This is a genomic window from Cellulophaga baltica (genome assembly GCF_900102165.1).
In the GTDB taxonomy this organism is placed as follows: Bacteria; Bacteroidota; Bacteroidia; order Flavobacteriales; family Flavobacteriaceae; genus Cellulophaga; species Cellulophaga baltica.
In genome coordinates, this window is sequence record NZ_FNBD01000002.1 from 399,839 (window position 1) to 420,368 (window position 20,530).

Below are 20,530 nucleotides of genomic sequence, written 5' to 3' on the forward strand. Positions count from 1 at the left end.
GTTTATTTAGAGTATAACTCGACGATTAATTGTTCTTTGATATTCTCTGGAATTTGAAGTCTTTCAGGAACAGCAACAAAAGTACCTTCCATTTTTTCAGTATTCCAAGTCATCCATTCGTAAACACTACTGTTAGCAGCTAACGAATCTTGTATTGTAGAAATTGATTTAGACTTTTCTCTAACACCAACAACATCACCTGCTTTTAAAGAATACGAAGGAATATTTACTAACTCTCCGTTAACAGTAATATGTCTGTGTGATACTAATTGTCTAGCTCCACTTCTAGAATTAGAAACTCCCATTCTGAAAACAACGTTATCTAAACGACATTCACATAATTGAAGTAAAATTTCACCAGTAACACCTTCTTTTCTCTTTGCAGTTGCGAAAATGTTTCTAAATTGTTTTTCTAATATACCGTAAGTGTACTTAGCTTTTTGCTTTTCCATTAACTGAACAGCATACTCAGATTTTTTTCCACGACGTCTAGCGTTTCCGTGTTGTCCTGGAGGGAAATTTCTTTTTTCAAAAGATTTATCATCTCCGAATATTGCTTCGCCAAATTTACGAGCAATTTTAGTTTTTGGTCCTATATATCTTGCCATCTTCTTGTTGTTTGAAAGTATGATTATGAATTAAGGCTTATCCTTCGATAATCGTATCAATACTTTCTGTGAAATATCCTATTTTAAAAGGACTATTAGTAATTATAATTAAACTCTTCTTCTTTTTGGTGGTCTACAACCATTATGTGGAATTGGTGTTACATCAATAATTTCTGTAACTTCAATACCAGCATTATGTAAAGAACGTATTGCAGATTCTCTACCATTTCCTGGTCCTTTAACGTAAACTTTCACTTTTCTTAATCCTGCTTCATGTGCTACTTTAGCACAATCTTCAGAAGCAACTTGAGCTGCATAAGGAGTGTTCTTCTTAGAACCTCTGAATCCCATTTTACCTGCAGACGACCAAGAAATTACGTCACCTTTTTTATTTGTCAAAGAAATAATAATGTTATTGAAAGATGCTGTTACGTGAGCTTCACCAACAGATTCTACAATAACCTTACGTTTCTTTGCAACTTTTGTATTTGACTTTGCCATATTTTTAAGTTTCTAGTTGTTAGTTCTGAGTTATTGGAATCCTAAACCTTTCGATTTCAAGCAGATTCTTCTAACGTCCAAATACTAATGACTACTGTCTAATTTTTATTTAGTTGCTTTTTTCTTGTTAGCAACAGTTTTTCTCTTACCTTTTCTAGTTCTAGAATTATTCTTCGTTCTCTGTCCTCTTAACGGAAGACCAGATCTATGACGAATACCTCTGTAACAACCAATGTCCATTAAACGTTTAATGTTTAATTGAGTCTCAGAACGAAGTTCACCCTCGATAGTGAAAGCAGAAACTGCCTCACGAATACGACTGATTTCATCATCGTTCCAATCAGACACCTTTGTATCTTCACTTACTTGGGCATTTGCTAAAATTTCTTTAGCCCTACTGTTACCTACTCCGAAGATATAAGTAAGAGCAATTACCCCTCTTTTCTGTTTTGGTATATCAACACCTGCAATTCTTGCCATAACTACCCTTGTCTTTGTTTAAATCTAGGATTCTTTTTGTTTATTACGTACAATCTACCTTTTCTGCGAACAATTTTGCAGTCGGCACTTCTTTTCTTTAATGATGCTCTAACTTTCATCCTATTATCTTAATATCTATATGTAATTCTTGCTTTACTCAAATCATAAGGACTCATTTCTAATTTTACCTTATCACCTGGAAGTAATTTTATATAATGCATACGCATCTTGCCTGAAATATGGGCTGTAACAACATGTCCATTTTCTAACTCTACACGAAACATTGCATTTGATAATGCTTCAATTATGCTACCGTCTTGCTCTATTGCTGATTGCTTAGCCATAACTTACGCTACCTTTCTATTTTTACCTGTCTTCATTAACCCATCATAATGACGATTTAACAAATACGAATTAACTTGTTGTACTGTATCTATTGCAACACCAACCATAATTAATAGTGATGTACCACCATAAAACATGGCCCAACCTGGTTGAACATCCATTAACTTAACTACAATTGCAGGCAATACAGCCAGCAAAGCTAAGAAAATAGATCCTGGTAACGTAATTAAAGACATAATCTTATCTAAAAAATCGCCAGTTTCTGCTCCAGGCCTAATTCCAGGGATAAAACCGCCGCTTCTTTTTAAGTCATCAGCCATTTTATTTGTCGGAACCGTGATTGCCGTATAAAAATATGTAAATACAATTATCAAAAATGCAAATAACAAATTGTAAGCCAATCCAAAAATATCTTGGAATTGAACTTCCATCCATTGCCCCCATGCTGTTTCATTAAATGTCTTTCCAATTAATCCAGGAGCAAACATAATTGCCTGTGCAAAGATAATTGGCATAACACCAGAAGCATTAAGCTTTAAAGGAATGTACTGTCTAGTTCCCATAGCATCTTTCTCATATCCACCAGAAGCAGATCTACGAGCGTATTGCACCGGTATTTGTCTAGTAGCCATTACCAATAAAACACTTAGTAGGATTACCACAAACCAGATAATAACTTCAATTAAAACTAACATTGGACCTCCTGTTCCTTCCCATCTCGAAATAGCTTCTTGAGCAAAGGCTTGAGGTAATGTAGCAATAATACCAATCATAATTAATAAAGAAATACCATTACCGATACCTCTATCCGTAATTTTCTCCCCTAACCACATTGCAAATACAGTTCCAGTTACTAAGATAATAACCGCAGGAATCATGAAATCAAGACCTTTACCAAGAACAAAAGCACTATCCGGCACACCAAACTGACTTAAACCTAATAAATAAGTTGGAGCCTGTAAGATACAGATACCGATAGTTAACCATCTTGTAATTTGATTGATAGTCTTTCTTCCACTTTCACCTTCTTTCTGAAGTTTCTGCAAGTAAGGAATAGCTATTCCCATTAATTGCACTACAATAGAAGCAGAGATATAAGGCATAATACCCAATGCAAAAACAGAGGCTTTTGCAAAAGCACCCCCTGTAAAAGCATTTAATATTCCAAAGATTCCGTTTTCTGTACCAGAAGTTAAGGCTCCTAGTTGCGCTGTATCAATACCCGGGAGCGCAATTTGCGCCCCGAATCTGTATACTAACAATAAACCAAGAGTAACAAGGATTCTTCCTTTTAACTCTTCAATCTTCCAAATATTAGATAATGTCTCGAAAAATTTCTTCATAGTGTATTTCTTATAAACTTATTGCTTCGCCACCAGCAGCTTCTATAGCCGCTTTAGCAGTAGCAGTAAATTTATGTGCTGATATTTTAAGAGACGCTTTTAATTCACCTCCACCTAATATTTTAACTAAATCAGATTTTCGGGCTAATCTATTTTGAACCAATACATCTAAATTAATAGCATCTTTAGCGATACCATTATCTACAAGTAATTGCAACTTATCTAAATTAATACCAGCGTATTCCTTTCTATTAATATTTGTAAAACCAAATTTAGGAACACGTCTTTGAAGTGGCATTTGCCCACCTTCAAAACCAATCTTTTTAGAATACCCAGATCTAGATTTAGCACCTTTGTGACCTCTAGTGGCAGTACCACCTTTTCCAGTACCTTGCCCACGTCCTACAATCTTACCTGCACGGTGAACAGCGCCTTCAGCTGGTTTTAAACTATTTAAATTCATCTTTATATTTTTTTAAGCTTCCTCAGTTGAAACTAAGTGATTAACTTTAGCTATCATACCCATAATACTAGGAGTATTCTCATGTTCTACAACTTGACCTAATTTTCTTAAACCAAGTGCTTCAAGAGTTTTTTTCTGTCTAAGAGGTTTTTTAATACCACTCTTAACTTGTGTAACTTTAACTTTTGCCATAATACCTTAATTTATCCCTTAAAAACTTTTTCAAGAGAAATTCCTCTTTGTGTAGCAACTGTCTTAGCATCTCTAATCTGCAATAATGCATCAAATGTAGCCTTAACAACGTTGTGTGGGTTTGAAGACCCTTGAGATTTTGATAATACATCATGAACCCCAACTGCTTCAAGTACCGCTCTCACAGCTCCACCAGCAATTACCCCGGTACCATGAGATGCAGGCTGAATATAAACTCTAGCTCCACCAAACTTACCTTTTTGTTCGTGAGGTATTGTTCCTTTAATTAAAGGAATTCTAATTAAATTTTTCTTAGCGTCATCAATAGCCTTAGAAATAGCAGTAGCAACTTCTTTAGACTTACCTAAACCTTGACCAACTACGCCATTTTCGTCACCAACAACAACGATAGCAGAGAAACCAAATGCTCTACCACCTTTTGTTACTTTAGTAACTCTTTGTACACCAACTAAACGATCTTTTAAATCAAGACCTCCTGGTTTTACAACTTCTACGTTTTTGTATTTCTGGTACATATATATTTAGAATTTAAGTCCTGCTTCTCTAGCTCCTTCAGCTAATGATTTTACTCTACCGTGATATAAACAACCACCTCTGTCAAAAGCTACTGTCTCAACACCAGCTTTCTTTGCTTTTTCCGCAATAGTTTTACCTACTAAGTTAGCTATTTCAGTCTTAGTTCCTTTAACATCAACTATCTCCTTATCTCTAGAAGATGCTGCAACTAAAGTTACCCCACTGTTATCATCTATAACTTGTACATAAATTTCTTTGTTACTTCTAAAAACCGATAATCTCGGTCTTGCAGCAGTACCAAAAGAAACTTTACGTATTCTTCTCTTAATTCGCTGTCTTCTTTCAGTCTTTGATAATCCCATAATTCTACTTATTATGCTGACTTACCAGCTTTTCTTCTTAATTGTTCTCCAACAAACTTAACACCTTTTCCTTTATACGGCTCTGGTCTACGGAAAGATCTTATTTTAGCAGCTACTTGACCTACTAATTGTTTGTCAAAAGACGTTAACTTAATAATTGGATTTTTTCCTTTTTCAGATACAGTTTCAATTGAAACCTCTGGAGCAAGATCTATAACTATATTATGAGAAAAACCTAAAGCCAAATCTAATCTTTGACCTTGGTTACTTGCTCTATAACCTACACCTACAAGTTCCAATTCTTTAGTCCATCCTTTTGATACACCATCGATCATATTGTTAACCAAAGATCTGTAAAGACCATGCTTAGCTTTATGCTCTTTAGTATCAGAAGATCTAGTTACAAAAACTTGATCATCTTCAACCTTTACTTCAACAGCGCTATATTCTTGAGTTAACTCACCCAACTTACCTTTTACAGTAATTAAATTATCTTTTATCTCAACGGTTACTCCCTGAGGTATCGCAACTGGATTATTACCTATTCTAGACATTTCTTAAATCTTTATAGTATTAATAAACGTAACATAATACTTCACCACCAACTTTTTCTAGCTTAGCTTGCTTACTCGTCATAACCCCATGTGAAGTTGAAACGATAGCAATACCCAATCCGTTAAGTACTCTTGGTAAATCAGTAGAACCAGCATACTTACGTAGACCTGGCTTACTTATACGCATAATTTTTTTTATCACAGGTTCTTTAGTTAGCTTATCATACTTCAAAGCTATTTTCACCGTGCCTTGAACCTTATTTGGTTCAAACTTATAACTTAAAATATATCCTTGTTCGAATAATATTTTAGTCATTTCTTTTTTCAAATTAGATGCAGGAATCTCGACAACTCTGTGCCCAGCGCTACTCGCATTTCTAATTCTTGTTAAGTAATCCGAAATTGGATCTGTTACCATATGTACTAATTTGCAGTATTGGTTTTTAGCAATGCGCTAAACCTGATACCAGTTAATATTTAAATTGACTACCAGCTAGCTTTTTTAACTCCTGGTATTAACCCTTCATTTGCCATTTCTCTGAAAGTTACACGCGAAACACCAAATGTTCTCATGTAACCTCTAGGTCTACCTGTAAGCTTACATCTATTATGTAAACGTACCGGATTAGCATTTCTAGGTAGTTTCTGTAACCCTTCGTAGTCTCCAGCTTCTTTCAAAGCTTTTCTCTTCTCAGCGTACTTTGCTACAGTTTTTTCTCTTTTAACCTCGCGGGCTTTCATCGATTCTTTAGCCATCTTAATTCTTTTTAAAAGGTAATCCCAATTGAGTTAATAATGATTTAGCCTCTTTATCTGTTTTTGCAGAAGTTACAAAGGTAATATCCATTCCGTTGATTCTATTGATTTTATCAATATTTATCTCAGGAAAAATAATTTGCTCTGTAACACCAAGATTATAATTACCACGTCCATCAAAGCCAGTAGCCTTAATTCCTTGGAAATCTCTAACTCTTGGAAGTGCACTAGTAACTAAACGATCAAGAAATTCAAACATTCTTTCACCTCTTAAAGTAACCTTACAACCGATTGGCATACCTTTTCTAAGCTTAAAAGAAGCAACATCCTTCTTAGAAATAGTAGCTACAGACTTCTGACCAGTAATTGTAGTTAATTCGTCAACCGCATGGTCTATTAACTTCTTATCTGCTACAGCTGCACCTACACCTCTACTAACAACTATCTTCTCTAGCTTAGGAACCTGCATAACGTTCTTATACCCAAACTCTTCTTTAAGAGCGCCAATAATGCGCTCATTGTATTCTGTTTTTAACCTTGTAACGTAAGCCATAACTATATTACTTCATTAGATTTTTTAGAGACTCTAACTTTTTTCCCATCTCTAACATCGTAACCTACTCTCGTAGTGCTACCAGATTTAGCATCAATCAATGCTAAATTAGATATGTGTAAAAGTGCCTCTTTCTTTACGATACCACCTTGAGGATTTTTAGCACTAGGCTTTTCATGCTTAGATACCATATTAGCACCTTCAACAATCGCCTTGTTCTTATCAAAATCAATCTTCATAATCTTACCTTCCACACCTTTATGGTCTCCAGCTACGATTCTTACGATATCTCCTACTTTTATTTTTAGCTTTTTCATCTGTTTCTAAATGTTATAGCACCTCTGGAGCTAATGATACAATTTTCATGAATTGCTTATCACGAAGTTCTCTAGCTACAGGTCCAAAAACACGTGTACCTCTCATTTCTCCAGTTGGATTTAAAAGAACACATGCGTTATCATCAAAACGAATGTAAGAACCATCTTGTCTTCTTACTTCCTTTTTAGTTCTAACTACAACCGCAGTAGAAACAGCACCTTTTTTAATAGTACCATTAGGAGTAGCTTCTTTAACCGCTACTACTATTTTATCTCCTACAGAAGCATATCTTCTTTTTGTACCACCTAACACTCTAATGGTCAAAACTTCTTTTGCCCCAGTATTGTCAGCTACCTTTAATCTTGATTCTTGCTGTAACATAATTATTTAGCTCTTTCAATGATTTCAACCAATCTCCAACACTTAGTTTTACTTAAAGGACGTGTTTCCATTATCCTTACTGTATCACCAATATTGCAATCATTTGCCTCATCGTGTGCAACATATTTTTTAGTTCTTAATACGAACTTTCCGTACATAGGGTGTTTTACTCGCTTAACTTCTGAAATCACAATTGATTTCTCCATTTTGTTGCTAGTAACAACTCCTACTCTCTCTTTTCTTAAGTTTCTTTTTTCCATAAAGCAGAACCAGTTATTGGTTATCCCTTTTAGTTAATTCTGTCGCTATTCTAGCCACTGTTCTTCTCGCTTTTCTTATTTGAAGCGGGTTTTCCAACGGAGTAACGCTATGCGCTATTTTCAAATCTGAATGTTGCTTCTTAGCCTCAGCTAATTTAGAGCCTAACTCCTCAACAGATAATTCCTTTACTTCTGATTGTTTCATAATTCCTTACAATTAAAAATTAAGCTGAATAATCTCTAGCAACAATAAACTTTGTTTTAACAGGTAATTTCTGCGCTGCAAGACGTAACGCCTCTTTAGCAATCTCCTGAGACACCCCAGCGATTTCGAACATAATCCTACCAGGTAAAACCACAGCAACAAAATATTCAGGAGCACCTTTACCTTTACCCATACGAACCTCTAGAGGTTTTTTGGTAATAGGCTTATCTGGAAATATTTTAATCCACATTTGCCCCTCTCTTTTCATATATCTAGTAGCAGCAATACGCGCTGCCTCTATCTGTCTTGATGTAATAAAACTTGTATCTAAAGATTTTATACCGAACATACCATTTGAAAGCTGATGACCTCTTCCAGAGATCCCTTTCATTCTACCCTTCTGTGTCTTACGAAACTTGGTTCTTTTAGGTTGTAACATTTTTCTACTTCTTTAAAAATTACTTTCTACGACGTGGTTTCTTGTTACCATCTTGCTTCCCACCTTTAGCACCTTGGCTTTTTTCCATACCAACTAAAGGAGATAAATCTCTTTTACCATAAACCTCACCTTTCATAATCCACACTTTGATACCTAATCTTCCATAAGTAGTATGTGCTTCATGTAAAGCATAGTCGATATCTGCTCTAAAAGTCGATAATGGTATTCTTCCATCTTTATAAGATTCAGAACGAGCCATTTCCGCTCCATTTAAACGTCCAGAAATTTGAATTTTAATACCTTCAGCATTCATACGCATCGCTGCAGCAATTGCCATTTTAATTGCTCTTCTAAATGAAATTCTATTTTCAATTTGACGAGCAACACTAGCCGCTACAAGATTTGCATCTAACTCAGGTCTTTTAATTTCAAAAATATTAATCTGAACCTCTTTATCAGTAATTTTCTTAAGCTCCTCTTTCAACTTATCTACTTCCTGACCACCTTTACCGATAATAATACCAGGTCTTGCAGTTGTAATAGTAATAGTAATAAGTTTTAAAGTACGCTCAATAATAACTCTTGATACACTAGCTTTCGCTAAACGAGCATGAACATATTTTCTGATCTTGTTATCTTCGGCTAATTTATCACCGTAATCATTTCCACCATACCAGTTAGACTCCCATCCTCTAATGATGCCTAAACGAATTCCGATTGGATTTGTCTTTTGTCCCATACCTAGCTTTGTACATTATTGTTAGAATCCAACACTAATGTTACGTGATTGGAACGTTTTCTAATTCTGTGTGCTCTACCTTGAGGTGCCGGTCTAAGTCTTTTCAACATAGCGCCACCATCAACTCTTATCTCTTTAATAAAAAGGTCAGCATCTTCTATACTAGCATCCTCATTTTTAGCCTGCCAGTTTGCAATAGCTGATAAAAGCAATTTCTCTAATTTACGAGAAGCTTCTTTAGAATTGAATTTTAAAATTGCCAGTGCTTTCTCCACTTGAACCCCTCTTACCAAATCAGCTACTAAACGCATCTTTCTTGGTGAAGTTGGACAATTATTCAATTTCGCAAAAGCAATCTGCTTTTTCTCCGCCTTTATTCTTTCGGCCATTTGTTTTTTACGAACTCCCATAGCTTACTTTTTTCCTTTATTTTTCGAACCACCATGACCTCTAAAAGATCTAGTTGGTGAAAATTCTCCTAATTTATGACCAACCATATTCTCTGTAACATATACAGGAACAAATTGTCTACCATTATGAACAGCGATAGTTTGACCAACGAAATCTGGTGTTATCATTGAAGCTCTTGACCAAGTCTTAACTACAGTCTTTTTACCAGAATCTATATTCTGTTGAACTTTCTTTTCTAAACTAAAGTGAACGTAAGGTCCTTTTTTTAGTGAACGTGCCATTTCTTTCTACTTTTTATTTCTTTCTACGTTCTAATATATATCTATTTGTAGCCTTAGTCTTAGAACGAGTTCTATAACCTTTAGCAGGTATACCGTTCTTAGATCTTGGGTGACCACCTGAAGCTCTACCTTCACCACCACCCATTGGATGATCGACAGGGTTCATTGCAACCGGTCTTGTTCTTGGTCTTCTACCTAACCATCTACTTCTACCGGCTTTACCAGAAACAAGTAATTGATGATCAGAATTAGATACCGCCCCAATCGTAGCTAAACATAAAACTAGAATCAATCTAGTTTCACCTGAAGGAAGTTTTACCGTAGCAAACTTACCGTCTCTAGCCATTAATTGAGCAAATGTACCAGCACTTCTTGCCATAACAGCACCTTGTCCTGGACGTAGTTCTATACAAGAAATAATAGTACCTAAAGGAATAGCACTTAAAGGAAGTGCATTTCCAATTTCAGGAGTAGCATCTGCACCAGAAGAAATCTCCTGACCCACTTGCATTCCGTTTTGTGCTATTACATATCTTTTCTCTCCATCAGCATAATTCACTAAAGCTACGAATGCTGTTCTGTTAGGATCATACTGAATAGAATCAATGACACCAGCAACTCCTTGCTTGTCTCTTTTGAAATCTATCAAACGATACCTTCTCTTATGACCACCACCTCTGTGCTGGATAGTCATCTTTCCTTGACTGTTTCTACCTCCGGACTTTTTTAACGGAGCAAGCAAGCTCTTCTCCGGCTTATCAGTAGTAATCGCGTCGAATCCGTTTACTACTCTAAAACGCTGTCCTGGAGTGATTGGTTTTAATTTTCTAACTGACATTTTTTGTCTTTAGTCTTAATTATAGATTACTGTAATAATCGATTATATCCCCTTCAGAAACCTGTACTATTGCTTTCTTATAAGCATTAGATTTACCATGTTGCACTCCGGTTTTCGTATAACGAGTCTTTCTTGAAGGCCCGTAATTCATAGTTCTAACTTTCTCAACTGAAACCCCGTAAGTAGATTCAACAGCTTCTTTAATCTGAAGCTTATTCGCCTTAGGGTTCACAATGAAGCCATAACGATTGTACAACTCACTATCTGAAGTCATTTTTTCTGTTATAATTGGCTTTATCAACACACTCATGTTCTTATTGTTTAGTTAAGTTAGACTCAATTCCTTCTAAAGAACCTTCTAGAAGCACAATATTATTAGCATTTAAAATTTTATAAGTGCTTAAATCTGAGTTAGTTACAACTTCAGACCCTTTCAAATTGCGTGACGACAAATATACATTATTATTTGAATCACCCAACACAAATAGAGATTTTTTATTTTCCAAGCCTAATGACTTCAAAACATTCTTAAAATCCTTTGTTTTTGGAGCATCAAAATTAAAATCTTCAACTACTAAAATTGCTTTTTCATTTGACTTAATACTCAAAGCAGATTTTCTAGCTAAACGTTTTAAATTCTTATTTAATTTTTGCTTATAATCTTTAGGTCTTGGTCCAAATATACGACCACCACCTCTAAAAACTGGAGACTTAATACTACCCGCACGAGCAGTACCTGTACCCTTTTGTTTCTTTATTTTTCTTGTACTACCAGCTATCTCAGCTCTTTCTTTAGACTTATGCGTACCTTGTCTTTGGTGCGCTAAATATTGTTTAACATCTAAATAAACAGCATGTTTATTTGGCTCTATACCGTAAACAGCATCAGAAAGCTCTATGCTTCTACCTGTTTCTTTTCCTTTAATATCTAAAACTGCTACCTTCATTACTTCTCAATAGTTACGTAAGCGTTCTTATGACCAGGCACACAACCTTTTAAAACTAAAAGATTTTTTTCTGGAACTACTTTTAAAACCTTAAGGTTTTGAACAGTTACTTTATCAGTACCCATTCTTCCGGCCATCTTCATACCTTTGAATACTCTCGCAGGATAAGAAGCAGCACCTACAGAACCAGGAGCTCTTAGTCTGTTATGTTGACCGTGAGTTGCTTGTCCAACACCGGCAAAGCCATGTCTTTTAACAACACCTTGAAAACCTTTTCCTTTAGAGATACCAATAGCATCTACAAATTCACCTTCTACAAATAAATCAACACCAATAGTGTCTCCTAATTTGTAATCACCTTCAAAATCACGGAATTCAACGACTTTTTTCTTAGGAGAAACACCTGCTTTTTTAAAATGACCTGATTCAGCCTTATTAGCACGTTTTTCTGCCTTGTCATCGAAACCTAATTGAAGGGCACTATACCCGTCTACCTCTTCGGTTCTGACTTGGGTAACTACACATGGACCTAGCTCGATTACTGTACACGGAATGTTTTTTCCGTTTTCATCGAAAATACTAGTCATGCCTACTTTCTTTCCTATTAACCCAGACATATTTAATTTAATTAATTAGTATTTACTTTTATTAACTCTCAATTTTGAACTGAAAAAAAGGGTCAAAATAAATCGACCCTGATTTTATTTTTCCGTTTTTCCCTTGCGAAACGCTCAGGACATGTTACTCGCAATACAAATTGCTTACAAGTATAATTATACTTTTATCTCTACTTCAACACCACTTGGCAACTCTAATTTCATTAAAGCGTCAATTGTTTTTGAAGAAGAACTATAAATATCAAGAAGCCTCTTATAAGAACTTAATTGAAATTGCTCTCTCGACTTTTTATTAACGTGAGGAGAACGCAATACAGTAAATATTTTCTTATGTGTTGGTAATGGAATTGGACCAGTAACAACAGCTCCTGTAGTCTTTACAGTTTTAACTATTTTTTCAGCAGACTTATCCACTAAATTATAGTCGTATGATTTTAGTTTTATTCTAATTTTTTGACTCATTTTCGTAAAATTAAGCGGTTAAACCTTTTGCTGCTTTGATTACCTCTTCAGAAATATTTGAAGGTGTCTCCGCATAATGTGAAAATTCCATTGTTGATGTCGCTCTACCAGAAGACATTGTTCTTAACGCCGTAACGTAACCAAACATTTCCGATAATGGAACTTCACCTTTTATCACCTTAGCACCAGCTCTATCACTCATGTTAGTAATAGTTCCTCTTCTTCTGTTTAAATCTCCAACAATATCACCCATGTTTTCTTCAGGTGTTAAAGCTTCAATTTTCATAATAGGCTCCATAATTACGGCTCCAGCAGCTTTACCAGCAGCTTTATAACCCATTTTTGCAGCTAATTCAAAAGATAATGCATCAGAATCCACAGGGTGGAAAGATCCATCTGTCAAAACAACTTTCATACGATCCATTTCATAACCAGCTAAAGGACCCGCCTTCATTGCAGCTGTGAAACCTTTTTGAACCGAAGGAATAAATTCTTTAGGAATACGCCCACCTTTAATTTCATCTACGAACTGCAATCCAGTTCCCTCAAATGAATCATCAGCAGGCCCCATTTCGAATACAATATCCCCGAACTTACCACGTCCACCAGATTGTTTTTTATATGTTTCTCTATGAGAAGCCATTTTAGTTAAAGCCTCTTTGTACTCAACCTGAGGTTGACCTTGATTAACTTCAACTTTAAATTCACGTCTTAAACGATCCACAATAATATCTAAGTGAAGCTCACCCATACCTGATATAATTGTTTGACCAGAAGCTTCATCTGTTCTAGCTGTAAATGTAGGATCTTCCTCAGAAAGCTTAGCCAAAGCCATTCCTAATTTATCAACATCAGCCTTGGTTTTAGGCTCTACCGCAATACCAATAACTGGATCAGGGAAGTCCATACTCTCCAAAACAATAGGATGTTTCTCAGCAGATAATGTATCACCAGTTTTAATATCCTTAAAACCTACAGCAGCACCAATATCTCCAGCTTCTATATAATCAATTGCATTTTGCTTGTTAGCATGCATTTGGTATATTCTAGAAATACGCTCCTTATTGCCTGAACGATTGTTCAACACATAAGAACCAGCATCTAACCTACCAGAATACGCTCTAAAGAATGCTAAACGACCTACAAAAGGATCAGTTGCAATTTTAAAAGCTAAAGCAGCAAATGGCTCCTTTACGTCTGGCTTTCTAGTAATTGGCAATTCAGTATCAGGATCCGTACCTGTAATTGCTTCCTTATCCAATGGAGAAGGCAAGTAACGACAAACAGCATCTAACAAGAACTGAACACCTTTATTTTTAAATGATGAACCACAAATCATAGGTATGATACTCATATCCATAACCGCAGCTCTTAAAGCAGCATGTACTTCATCTTCAGTAATAGAATTCTCATCTTCGAAGAATTTCTCCATTAAAGTGTCATCATACTCAGCAACCGCTTCAATCAAGTTAGCTCTATATTCCCTAACTTCTGCCTTCATTTCTTCAGGGATATCAACTACATCAAAAGTTGCCCCAAAGTTATCTTCATGCCATATAATAGCTCTATTCTTAACCAAATCAACAACACCTCTAAAGTCCGCTTCATCACCTATTGGCAAAACTATTGGAACAGCATTAGATTTTAACATCTCTTTAATTTGCTTACAAACCATTAAGAAGTTAGAACCCTGTCTATCCATTTTATTCACAAAGCCCATTCTTGGAACCTTGTAATTATCAGCAAGTCTCCAGTTAGTTTCAGACTGAGGCTCTACACCATCAACTGCACTAAATAAGAAAACCAAACCATCAAGTACACGCAAAGAACGGTTTACTTCAACCGTAAAATCAACGTGGCCAGGAGTATCAATAATATTGAAGTGATACGGCTTAGTTTCATCAATTTTCTCCCCATTTTTCATCGGGAAATTCCACGTACACGTTGTAGCAGCAGAGGTAATAGTAATACCACGCTCTTGCTCCTGCTCCATCCAATCCATTGTAGCAGCACCATCATGCACTTCTCCAATTTTATGACTTACACCCGTATAAAATAATATACGTTCAGTAGTAGTTGTTTTCCCCGCATCAATATGAGCAGCAATACCTATATTTCTAGTAAATTTTAAATCTCTTGACATTTCTGATAATTAAAATCTAAAGTGAGAGAAAGCTTTATTAGCTTCTGCCATTTTGTGAGTATCTGTTCTTTTCTTGACTGCAGCACCCTCTTCTTTAGCAGCTGCTAATATTTCACCAGCTAATTTTTGTGACATAGCTTTCTCGTTTCTCTTACGAGCATAACTAATTAACCACTTCATAGCTGTTGATATTTTTCTATCTGGTCTAATCTGCATCGGAATTTGGAATGTAGCACCCCCAACTCTTCTACTTCTTACCTCTACGTGAGGCATTACATTAGAAAGAGCATCTTTCCAAATTTCTAGAGCCGTTTTTTCTTCGTCTGTTTTCTTTTCCTCTACGATATCAATAGCATCGTAAAATACTTTGTACGCTATAGACTTCTTACCATCCCACATCATCATGTTAACAAAACGCGTCACTAACTGATCATTAAATCTTGGATCTGGTAAAAGAGGTCTCTTTTTAGCCTGTTTTTTTCTCATTGTTTCTGTTTAAAGCTTGATTACTTCTTAGGTCTTTTAGCACCATACTTAGATCTACGTTGAGTTCTTCCAGCAACACCTGCTGTATCCAAAGCACCTCTAACGATATGATACCTAACACCTGGTAAATCCTTAACTCTTCCGCCCCTTACTAATACTATCGAGTGCTCTTGAAGATTATGTCCTTCACCAGGGATGTATGCATTTACCTCCTTACCATTTGTTAACCTAACTCTTGCTACTTTACGCATTGCAGAATTTGGTTTTTTAGGTGTAGTTGTGTAAACACGAGTACAAACCCCTCTTCTCTGAGGACAAGAATCCAAAGCAGCCGATTTACTCTTCTTAGTAATCGTGGCCCTTCCTTTTCTTACTAATTGTGAAATTGTTGGCATACTATAATTGTATCTATATATATAACTTACCCTTTTTTAAGGGTCGGCAAATGTAGCAATAAATCCCATTAATTCAAATAGTTAATCACTTTTATTTGATTTAATTATTTTCAACACAACAATACCCAAGGTAATTAGCCTACAATTTTAAAAAGAATGATGGTGTAAATTCACCCAAAAACCAAGATAAGCTAAAATCAAAGCTATTAATTGTACAGGAATTAACACCAAAGATTTATTTTCTTAAAAAATTATTAAATTCCTTAGGTTTATTAACATAAAATTATGACTTTTACGGTAACTAATTCAAATTTAAAAATAATGAAAACAAAAGGAAATGGAATCCTTACGCTTCTATTAGCGTTTGTTGTGCACTTAACATTTGCACAAGATAAGACGATTTCGGGTACAGTTACGGATCAAGACGGCGTTCCACTACCCGGTGTTAATATCGTAGCAATAGGAACAACTAATGGAACACAAACGGATTTTGATGGAAATTACGCTATCAAAACAAGCGTTGGAAAAACGTTATTGTTTACCTATGTAGGCCAGAAAGATGTTAAAATGCTTGTCGGAACTAGCTTAACTATTAACGCACAGATGACTGAAGATGCGCAAGCATTGGCTGAAGTAGTTGTAACCGCCCAAGGCATCAAATCAAACCCTAGAGCATTAAGCTACGCTGTACAATCCGTAGACTCAGACGATATTGAAAAATCTAGGGAGACTAATTTAGTTTCTGCACTAAGCGCTAAAGCCGCTGGTGTTCAAGTAACTACTTCATCTGGTTCAGTTGGAGCTTCCGCTAACATTAGAATAAGAGGTAATACCTCTATTACTAGATCGAATGGTCCACTTTTTGTTGTAGATGGAGTGCCAATTGACAACTCATCTTCCGCAGAAGACCCAACTCAAGGAGGCAACTCTAGTTTGTCAGGTAGTGATTTCTCAAATCGCGCCATTGATATTAATTCAAATGATATTGAATCCGTAAATATTCTTAAAGGTATTGCAGCTCAAACCCTTTATGGGCTTAGAGCAGCAAACGGAGTAGTCCTTATTACAACAAAAAAAGGAAGATCTGGTAAAACAAGAGTTACATTAAACACTTCAACTATCATTTCAAATTACAACAAGGGACCTGAATTACAACAGGTTTATTCACAAGGACGTCACTTCGAAGGTGCCCTACAATATCGAGGACCTGAGACTTTTGAAGGTGATTCTTGGGGTCCAAAAATTTCTGATTTGGAATATGATGGAGATTCAAGTTATCCATTTGACTCAAATGGTGCATTAGTACCAAAAGGCACAGGCAATGGAGTAGCTGCAAATGCTTACGATCCTTATGACTTTTTTAAAATTGGAGTTGCTACAGATATAAATCTGTCTGCTAGCGGTGGAAATGAAAACATCAATTATAGAGCTTCACTTGGCCGATTACGTCAAGAAGGAATTTCTCCGAATGAAGCATTTGAAAGAAAAACCTTTAGAGTAGATACACAAGCTAAGTTAAATGACAAATTGACATTTGACATGTCTGGTCAATATACTAATTCAGGAGGTAATAGAGTTCAAAGAGGATCTAATATATCTGGTATAATGTTAGGTTTATTAAGAAACACTCCAACTTTCGACATTGGTAACGGACTAACAGGTCAAGCAGCGGCTGATAGCCCATCATCTTACTTTTACACAATTCCAGGTTCAGAATTACCAGGCCAAAGAAGCTATAGAGATGGTATTTATAATAATCCATATTTTACAGTAGCTAGAAACAAAAACTTAGACAACGTTAATCGAACCATAGGAAAAATGGGATTGACATACGATGTTAATGAATGGCTTAACTTGAAATCCACAGCATCTATTGATAGATACACCGATGTAAGAAAAATAGGTTTCGACATAATTGATGCAAGCTTTGGTAATGGTAGAACCATAAATGATGTAATTTCAAATCAAGATGTCAACTGGAACTTCCTTGCAAATGCAACACACGATTTCAATGAAGACTTCGGGATTGTTGCAAGTATTGGATATGATGGATTTTACACAAAATTCAATAGACAGACTGTTCTTGGTGATGGTATGACAATTCCTGGCTTCTTTAATTTGAGTAACGTAGAAACTACCCAAGCAATAGAATCTTCTAATGCAAAAAAATTAATTGGCGCATTTGCAACAACAACGTTGAGCTACGATAATATGATTTTTATCACTCCAGCTTTCAGAAATGACTGGTCTTCTACTTTACCTAAAGGAGCTAATACGTTCCAATCATATTCAATAGGTGCAAGTTTTGTTTTTAGTGAATTATATAATGCAAACAACGATTCTTTTATTAATTACGGAAAATTAAGAGGTTCATGGGGTAAATCTGGAAATGATGCTCCTGTCTACGCTACTTTAACAAATTTTGGAGGCACATCAGTAGGTGGAGACGGCTTTATTCAAAGTGTAGATTTCCCTGCATATGACACCACATCTTACGAGAGATCTGCAACATCAGGAAACCCTAACCTAACACCTGAAATAACTAAAGAATTTGAAGTTGGTGTAGAATTATCTATGTTGAGTTCTCGTCTAAAATTAGACGTTGCTTACTATGACAAAGAGACTACAGATCAAATCCTACCTGTAGATGCAGCACCTTCATCAGGTTTCCTTAGTCGTTTTGAGAATGTTGGTAGAGTTTCAAATAAAGGTTACGAAGTTTCCTTAGGTGGTTCACCAGTAAGATCAGAAAACTTTTCGTGGAATATAGATATAAACTGGACAACTTACGAAAATGTAGTCGAAGAGTTAGTGGATGGAGTAGAAAGCATAACCTTAAACGGTTTCACTAGTACAAGCTCAAGAGCTGTTGCGGGTGAATCTTATGGAGCACTATTTGGATCAAGATTTGCACGCAATGATGATGGAGAGATATTGATTGATGATGACGGCTACCCATTACAAGCTTCAGAAGATGGCGTTGTAGGCGACCCAATTCCAGATTGGACTGCGGGTATTAGCAACTCATTCAGATACAAAAATTTCAACCTTTCTGTACTTTTTGACATTAGACAAGGTGGAGATGTATGGTGTGGAACTTGTGGAATCATTGATTACTTCGGAACATCATCTGCAACTCTTATTAGAGATCAAACTACAGTATTTCAAGGTATTGTTGAATCTACCGGAGCTGTTAACACTCAAGTCGTGGCGTATTCAGACCCAACTGTTAGTGAAAATAACAACTATTGGAGACGTTATGGATTTGGCGGATTATCAGAAACTGCAATATATGACGCTTCTTGGGTAAGACTAAGAGAGGTTACATTATCGTATGATTTTCCTGCGAAATGGCTAGAAAATACTTTTATAGAAGGTATATCGTTATCCGGTTTCGGTCGAAATTTATGGTTAAATACCGATTATCCTGGGGTTGATCCTGAAACTAACCTTTCTGGCGACAGTAATGGTATAGGGTTAGATTATTTCAACCAGCCGAACACCGAAAGTTATGGATTAAACCTAAAATTAAATTTCTAAAAAGATGAAAACTACAAAATTAATATTTATAGGACTCTTATTAACTCTTGGTATTTCTTGTGAAATTACAGACGTTAATGTTGATCCAGATAATCCTTCTGCTGAATTAGTTAATGCAGGAGCAATATACCCTGGTATGATTGCGCAAACGCATAGAAACTCTGTAGCCCTAGGGGGAAGGATAGCTGGAATTGTTACGCAACAATATGATGGTTTAGATGCGCAACAAATAGCTTATGGTCAATATAACATTGGTGAAACAGATTTAAGTAATTTATGGGATTCTGGTCTTTATGGAGCTGGTTCCATGAGAGATTGCTTTGTTATTATGCAAAATAATCCTGGTGAAATCGGGGCTTTAGCTAAATTATATATGGCAGCAAATTTAGGGCTAGCTACTAGTTCATTTGGTGACGTCCCTTATTCAGAGGCATTTCTAGGTGACACAGGGACTCAAACCCCTAAATATGATGATCAAGTTGAATTATATGCAGTAATACAAAGCCTTTTAGATGAATCTATTGCCGACGGAGTAGCGTCTGGAATTGGCGAATTCACAGGTGCTGGAGCAACTGGAAATATAAACTGGGAAGGAACTGCTCACGCATTAAAAGCAAGGTATTATATGCACTTAACTTCTGTAAATGGTGTTAGTGCTGCGCAAAATGCTTTGACTGAAGTTCAACAAGCAATTACCAGTACTGATCAACAACCAGATTTTATCTATAGTGCTCCTGCACAATTTTCAAATCCTCTAGCATTATTTGATAACGACAGACCTAGTACTTTAGGATTCGGAACATACCTTAATTCTATTATGACTGGGGATCCAAGATTGTCAATTTACACTACGGATGGAGAATCTTTTGCTGGCTTAGATGGTCTTTTCTGGGGACAGTTTGAATCACCTACCCCATTAATTTCATATTGGGAGGTGAAATTTATTGAGGCTGAAGCTATCGTTAGAACAGGAGGATCCGATACTGATGCTTTAAATGCTTTAAAAGACGCTATTTTAGCAAATATGCAATATATCGGAGTACCCACTGCAGACTCAAATACCTATGTAGATGCTTTATCGTTAGCAGGCTCTGAAAGCGATAAAATCGAAACAATTATCGTTGAAAAATACAAATCTCTATATGGCAATGCACCAATAGAATCATGGGTTGACTATAGAAGAACTGGGTTCCCTGTTCTAACTCCAAATCCTGACGCTGTTGCCGCTGTGAATCCTTCTAAAATTATTCCTAGAAGATTCCTATATCCTATTACGGAGCGTCAAACTAATTTAGAAAACTATAATGCCGCAATTTCTGCGCAAGGAGGTCATTTATTAGATGATGATTTGGCTATATTCCCAAATAACTAAAT

At 35.9% G+C, this 20,530-nt stretch carries 32 protein-coding genes; 2 read left to right on the forward strand and 30 right to left on the reverse strand.

All coding sequences use genetic code 11. From position 1 onward, the window contains the following. Window positions 1-2: 2 nt before the first annotated feature. The 30 genes from rpsD to rpsL form a co-directional block, all read right to left on the reverse strand. Window positions 3-608, reverse strand: a complete 606-nt coding sequence (gene rpsD / locus BLQ19_RS04865) for a 30S ribosomal protein S4 (RefSeq protein WP_024479370.1) — start codon at window positions 606-608, stop codon at window positions 3-5. A gap of 108 nt (window positions 609-716) precedes the next feature. Continuing rightward, window positions 717-1,109, reverse strand: a complete 393-nt coding sequence (gene rpsK / locus BLQ19_RS04870) for a 30S ribosomal protein S11 (RefSeq protein ID WP_024479369.1) — start codon at window positions 1,107-1,109, stop codon at window positions 717-719. Between the two features lie 105 nt (window positions 1,110-1,214). Then, window positions 1,215-1,589: a 30S ribosomal protein S13 gene (rpsM, locus tag BLQ19_RS04875; protein ID WP_024479368.1), complete on the reverse strand. Its 375-nt coding sequence runs from the start codon at window positions 1,587-1,589 to the stop codon at window positions 1,215-1,217. Between the two features lie 2 nt (window positions 1,590-1,591). Further along, window positions 1,592-1,708: a type B 50S ribosomal protein L36 gene (ykgO, locus tag BLQ19_RS04880; RefSeq protein WP_010181906.1), complete on the reverse strand. Its 117-nt coding sequence runs from the start codon at window positions 1,706-1,708 to the stop codon at window positions 1,592-1,594. A gap of 9 nt (window positions 1,709-1,717) precedes the next feature. Continuing rightward, on the reverse strand, window positions 1,718-1,933 hold the full coding sequence (gene infA, locus BLQ19_RS04885) for a translation initiation factor IF-1 (protein ID WP_013549436.1): 216 nt from the start codon (window positions 1,931-1,933) through the stop codon (window positions 1,718-1,720). Between the two features lie 3 nt (window positions 1,934-1,936). Further along, window positions 1,937-3,277, reverse strand: coding sequence for a preprotein translocase subunit SecY (secY, locus tag BLQ19_RS04890; protein ID WP_024479367.1), 1,341 nt, complete (start codon window positions 3,275-3,277; stop codon window positions 1,937-1,939). A 10-nt stretch (window positions 3,278-3,287) separates the two neighbouring features. Further along, window positions 3,288-3,740 (reverse strand): 50S ribosomal protein L15, encoded by a 453-nt coding sequence (rplO, locus tag BLQ19_RS04895; protein WP_029445351.1) that lies wholly within the window; start codon window positions 3,738-3,740, stop codon window positions 3,288-3,290. 12 nt (window positions 3,741-3,752) lie between these two features. Further along, the gene (gene rpmD, locus BLQ19_RS04900) at window positions 3,753-3,932 is read right to left on the reverse strand and encodes a 50S ribosomal protein L30 (protein WP_024479365.1); all 180 of its coding nucleotides are present in this window, start codon (window positions 3,930-3,932) and stop codon (window positions 3,753-3,755) included. 11 nt (window positions 3,933-3,943) lie between these two features. Then, entirely contained in the window at window positions 3,944-4,468 is a 525-nt protein-coding gene (gene rpsE, locus BLQ19_RS04905; RefSeq protein ID WP_024479364.1) for a 30S ribosomal protein S5, read from the reverse strand. A gap of 6 nt (window positions 4,469-4,474) precedes the next feature. Continuing rightward, window positions 4,475-4,831 carry a 50S ribosomal protein L18 gene (gene rplR, locus BLQ19_RS04910; protein WP_024479363.1) on the reverse strand — a complete coding sequence of 119 codons (357 nt, stop codon included), beginning with the start codon at window positions 4,829-4,831 and terminating at the stop codon, window positions 4,475-4,477. Window positions 4,832-4,842: 11 nt separating this feature from the next. Continuing rightward, complete coding sequence (gene rplF / locus BLQ19_RS04915; protein WP_024479362.1) at window positions 4,843-5,385, reverse strand: 50S ribosomal protein L6; 543 nt, start codon at window positions 5,383-5,385, stop codon at window positions 4,843-4,845. A 19-nt stretch (window positions 5,386-5,404) separates the two neighbouring features. Further along, window positions 5,405-5,803, reverse strand: coding sequence for a 30S ribosomal protein S8 (gene rpsH / locus BLQ19_RS04920; RefSeq protein WP_013549443.1), 399 nt, complete (start codon window positions 5,801-5,803; stop codon window positions 5,405-5,407). A gap of 68 nt (window positions 5,804-5,871) precedes the next feature. After that, window positions 5,872-6,141: a 30S ribosomal protein S14 gene (rpsN, locus tag BLQ19_RS04925; protein WP_024479361.1), complete on the reverse strand. Its 270-nt coding sequence runs from the start codon at window positions 6,139-6,141 to the stop codon at window positions 5,872-5,874. A gap of 1 nt (window position 6,142) precedes the next feature. Further along, complete coding sequence (gene rplE, locus BLQ19_RS04930) at window positions 6,143-6,694, reverse strand: 50S ribosomal protein L5 (protein ID WP_024479360.1); 552 nt, start codon at window positions 6,692-6,694, stop codon at window positions 6,143-6,145. A gap of 2 nt (window positions 6,695-6,696) precedes the next feature. Beyond that, window positions 6,697-7,011 carry a 50S ribosomal protein L24 gene (gene rplX, locus BLQ19_RS04935; RefSeq protein WP_024479359.1) on the reverse strand — a complete coding sequence of 105 codons (315 nt, stop codon included), beginning with the start codon at window positions 7,009-7,011 and terminating at the stop codon, window positions 6,697-6,699. A gap of 13 nt (window positions 7,012-7,024) precedes the next feature. After that, on the reverse strand, window positions 7,025-7,393 hold the full coding sequence (gene rplN, locus BLQ19_RS04940; RefSeq protein ID WP_013549447.1) for a 50S ribosomal protein L14: 369 nt from the start codon (window positions 7,391-7,393) through the stop codon (window positions 7,025-7,027). 2 nt (window positions 7,394-7,395) lie between these two features. After that, on the reverse strand, window positions 7,396-7,653 hold the full coding sequence (rpsQ, locus tag BLQ19_RS04945; protein ID WP_013549448.1) for a 30S ribosomal protein S17: 258 nt from the start codon (window positions 7,651-7,653) through the stop codon (window positions 7,396-7,398). Between the two features lie 13 nt (window positions 7,654-7,666). Beyond that, window positions 7,667-7,858, reverse strand: a complete 192-nt coding sequence (gene rpmC, locus BLQ19_RS04950; protein WP_024479358.1) for a 50S ribosomal protein L29 — start codon at window positions 7,856-7,858, stop codon at window positions 7,667-7,669. Window positions 7,859-7,877: 19 nt separating this feature from the next. Next, on the reverse strand, window positions 7,878-8,297 hold the full coding sequence (gene rplP, locus BLQ19_RS04955; protein ID WP_024479357.1) for a 50S ribosomal protein L16: 420 nt from the start codon (window positions 8,295-8,297) through the stop codon (window positions 7,878-7,880). Between the two features lie 19 nt (window positions 8,298-8,316). Beyond that, window positions 8,317-9,036: a 30S ribosomal protein S3 gene (rpsC, locus tag BLQ19_RS04960; RefSeq protein ID WP_024479356.1), complete on the reverse strand. Its 720-nt coding sequence runs from the start codon at window positions 9,034-9,036 to the stop codon at window positions 8,317-8,319. A gap of 2 nt (window positions 9,037-9,038) precedes the next feature. Next, complete coding sequence (gene rplV / locus BLQ19_RS04965) at window positions 9,039-9,446, reverse strand: 50S ribosomal protein L22 (RefSeq protein WP_024479355.1); 408 nt, start codon at window positions 9,444-9,446, stop codon at window positions 9,039-9,041. A 3-nt stretch (window positions 9,447-9,449) separates the two neighbouring features. Then, complete coding sequence (gene rpsS, locus BLQ19_RS04970) at window positions 9,450-9,728, reverse strand: 30S ribosomal protein S19 (protein WP_024479354.1); 279 nt, start codon at window positions 9,726-9,728, stop codon at window positions 9,450-9,452. Window positions 9,729-9,741: 13 nt separating this feature from the next. After that, complete coding sequence (rplB, locus tag BLQ19_RS04975) at window positions 9,742-10,566, reverse strand: 50S ribosomal protein L2 (protein ID WP_024479353.1); 825 nt, start codon at window positions 10,564-10,566, stop codon at window positions 9,742-9,744. 19 nt (window positions 10,567-10,585) lie between these two features. Continuing rightward, on the reverse strand, window positions 10,586-10,876 hold the full coding sequence (rplW, locus tag BLQ19_RS04980; RefSeq protein WP_024479352.1) for a 50S ribosomal protein L23: 291 nt from the start codon (window positions 10,874-10,876) through the stop codon (window positions 10,586-10,588). Window positions 10,877-10,880: 4 nt separating this feature from the next. Further along, entirely contained in the window at window positions 10,881-11,513 is a 633-nt protein-coding gene (rplD, locus tag BLQ19_RS04985) for a 50S ribosomal protein L4 (protein ID WP_024479351.1), read from the reverse strand. After that, window positions 11,513-12,130 carry a 50S ribosomal protein L3 gene (gene rplC / locus BLQ19_RS04990; protein WP_024479350.1) on the reverse strand — a complete coding sequence of 206 codons (618 nt, stop codon included), beginning with the start codon at window positions 12,128-12,130 and terminating at the stop codon, window positions 11,513-11,515. The genes rplD and rplC overlap by 1 nt, the downstream gene beginning before the upstream one ends. A gap of 156 nt (window positions 12,131-12,286) precedes the next feature. Continuing rightward, window positions 12,287-12,592 (reverse strand): 30S ribosomal protein S10, encoded by a 306-nt coding sequence (gene rpsJ, locus BLQ19_RS04995; RefSeq protein WP_008613600.1) that lies wholly within the window; start codon window positions 12,590-12,592, stop codon window positions 12,287-12,289. Between the two features lie 10 nt (window positions 12,593-12,602). Beyond that, window positions 12,603-14,735 (reverse strand): elongation factor G, encoded by a 2,133-nt coding sequence (fusA, locus tag BLQ19_RS05000; RefSeq protein ID WP_074537590.1) that lies wholly within the window; start codon window positions 14,733-14,735, stop codon window positions 12,603-12,605. 9 nt (window positions 14,736-14,744) lie between these two features. Next, window positions 14,745-15,221, reverse strand: coding sequence for a 30S ribosomal protein S7 (rpsG, locus tag BLQ19_RS05005; RefSeq protein WP_024479348.1), 477 nt, complete (start codon window positions 15,219-15,221; stop codon window positions 14,745-14,747). 20 nt (window positions 15,222-15,241) lie between these two features. After that, on the reverse strand, window positions 15,242-15,616 hold the full coding sequence (gene rpsL, locus BLQ19_RS05010) for a 30S ribosomal protein S12 (RefSeq protein ID WP_013305196.1): 375 nt from the start codon (window positions 15,614-15,616) through the stop codon (window positions 15,242-15,244). Between the two features lie 321 nt (window positions 15,617-15,937). Between rpsL and BLQ19_RS05015 the strand changes: the two genes are divergently transcribed. Together BLQ19_RS05015 and BLQ19_RS05020 are read left to right on the forward strand one after the other, a co-directional pair. Continuing rightward, window positions 15,938-19,156, forward strand: coding sequence for a SusC/RagA family TonB-linked outer membrane protein (locus tag BLQ19_RS05015; protein ID WP_074537703.1), 3,219 nt, complete (start codon window positions 15,938-15,940; stop codon window positions 19,154-19,156). Between the two features lie 4 nt (window positions 19,157-19,160). After that, window positions 19,161-20,528 (forward strand): SusD/RagB family nutrient-binding outer membrane lipoprotein, encoded by a 1,368-nt coding sequence (locus BLQ19_RS05020; protein WP_074537591.1) that lies wholly within the window; start codon window positions 19,161-19,163, stop codon window positions 20,526-20,528. The last annotated feature ends 2 nt before the right edge of the window (window positions 20,529-20,530 follow it).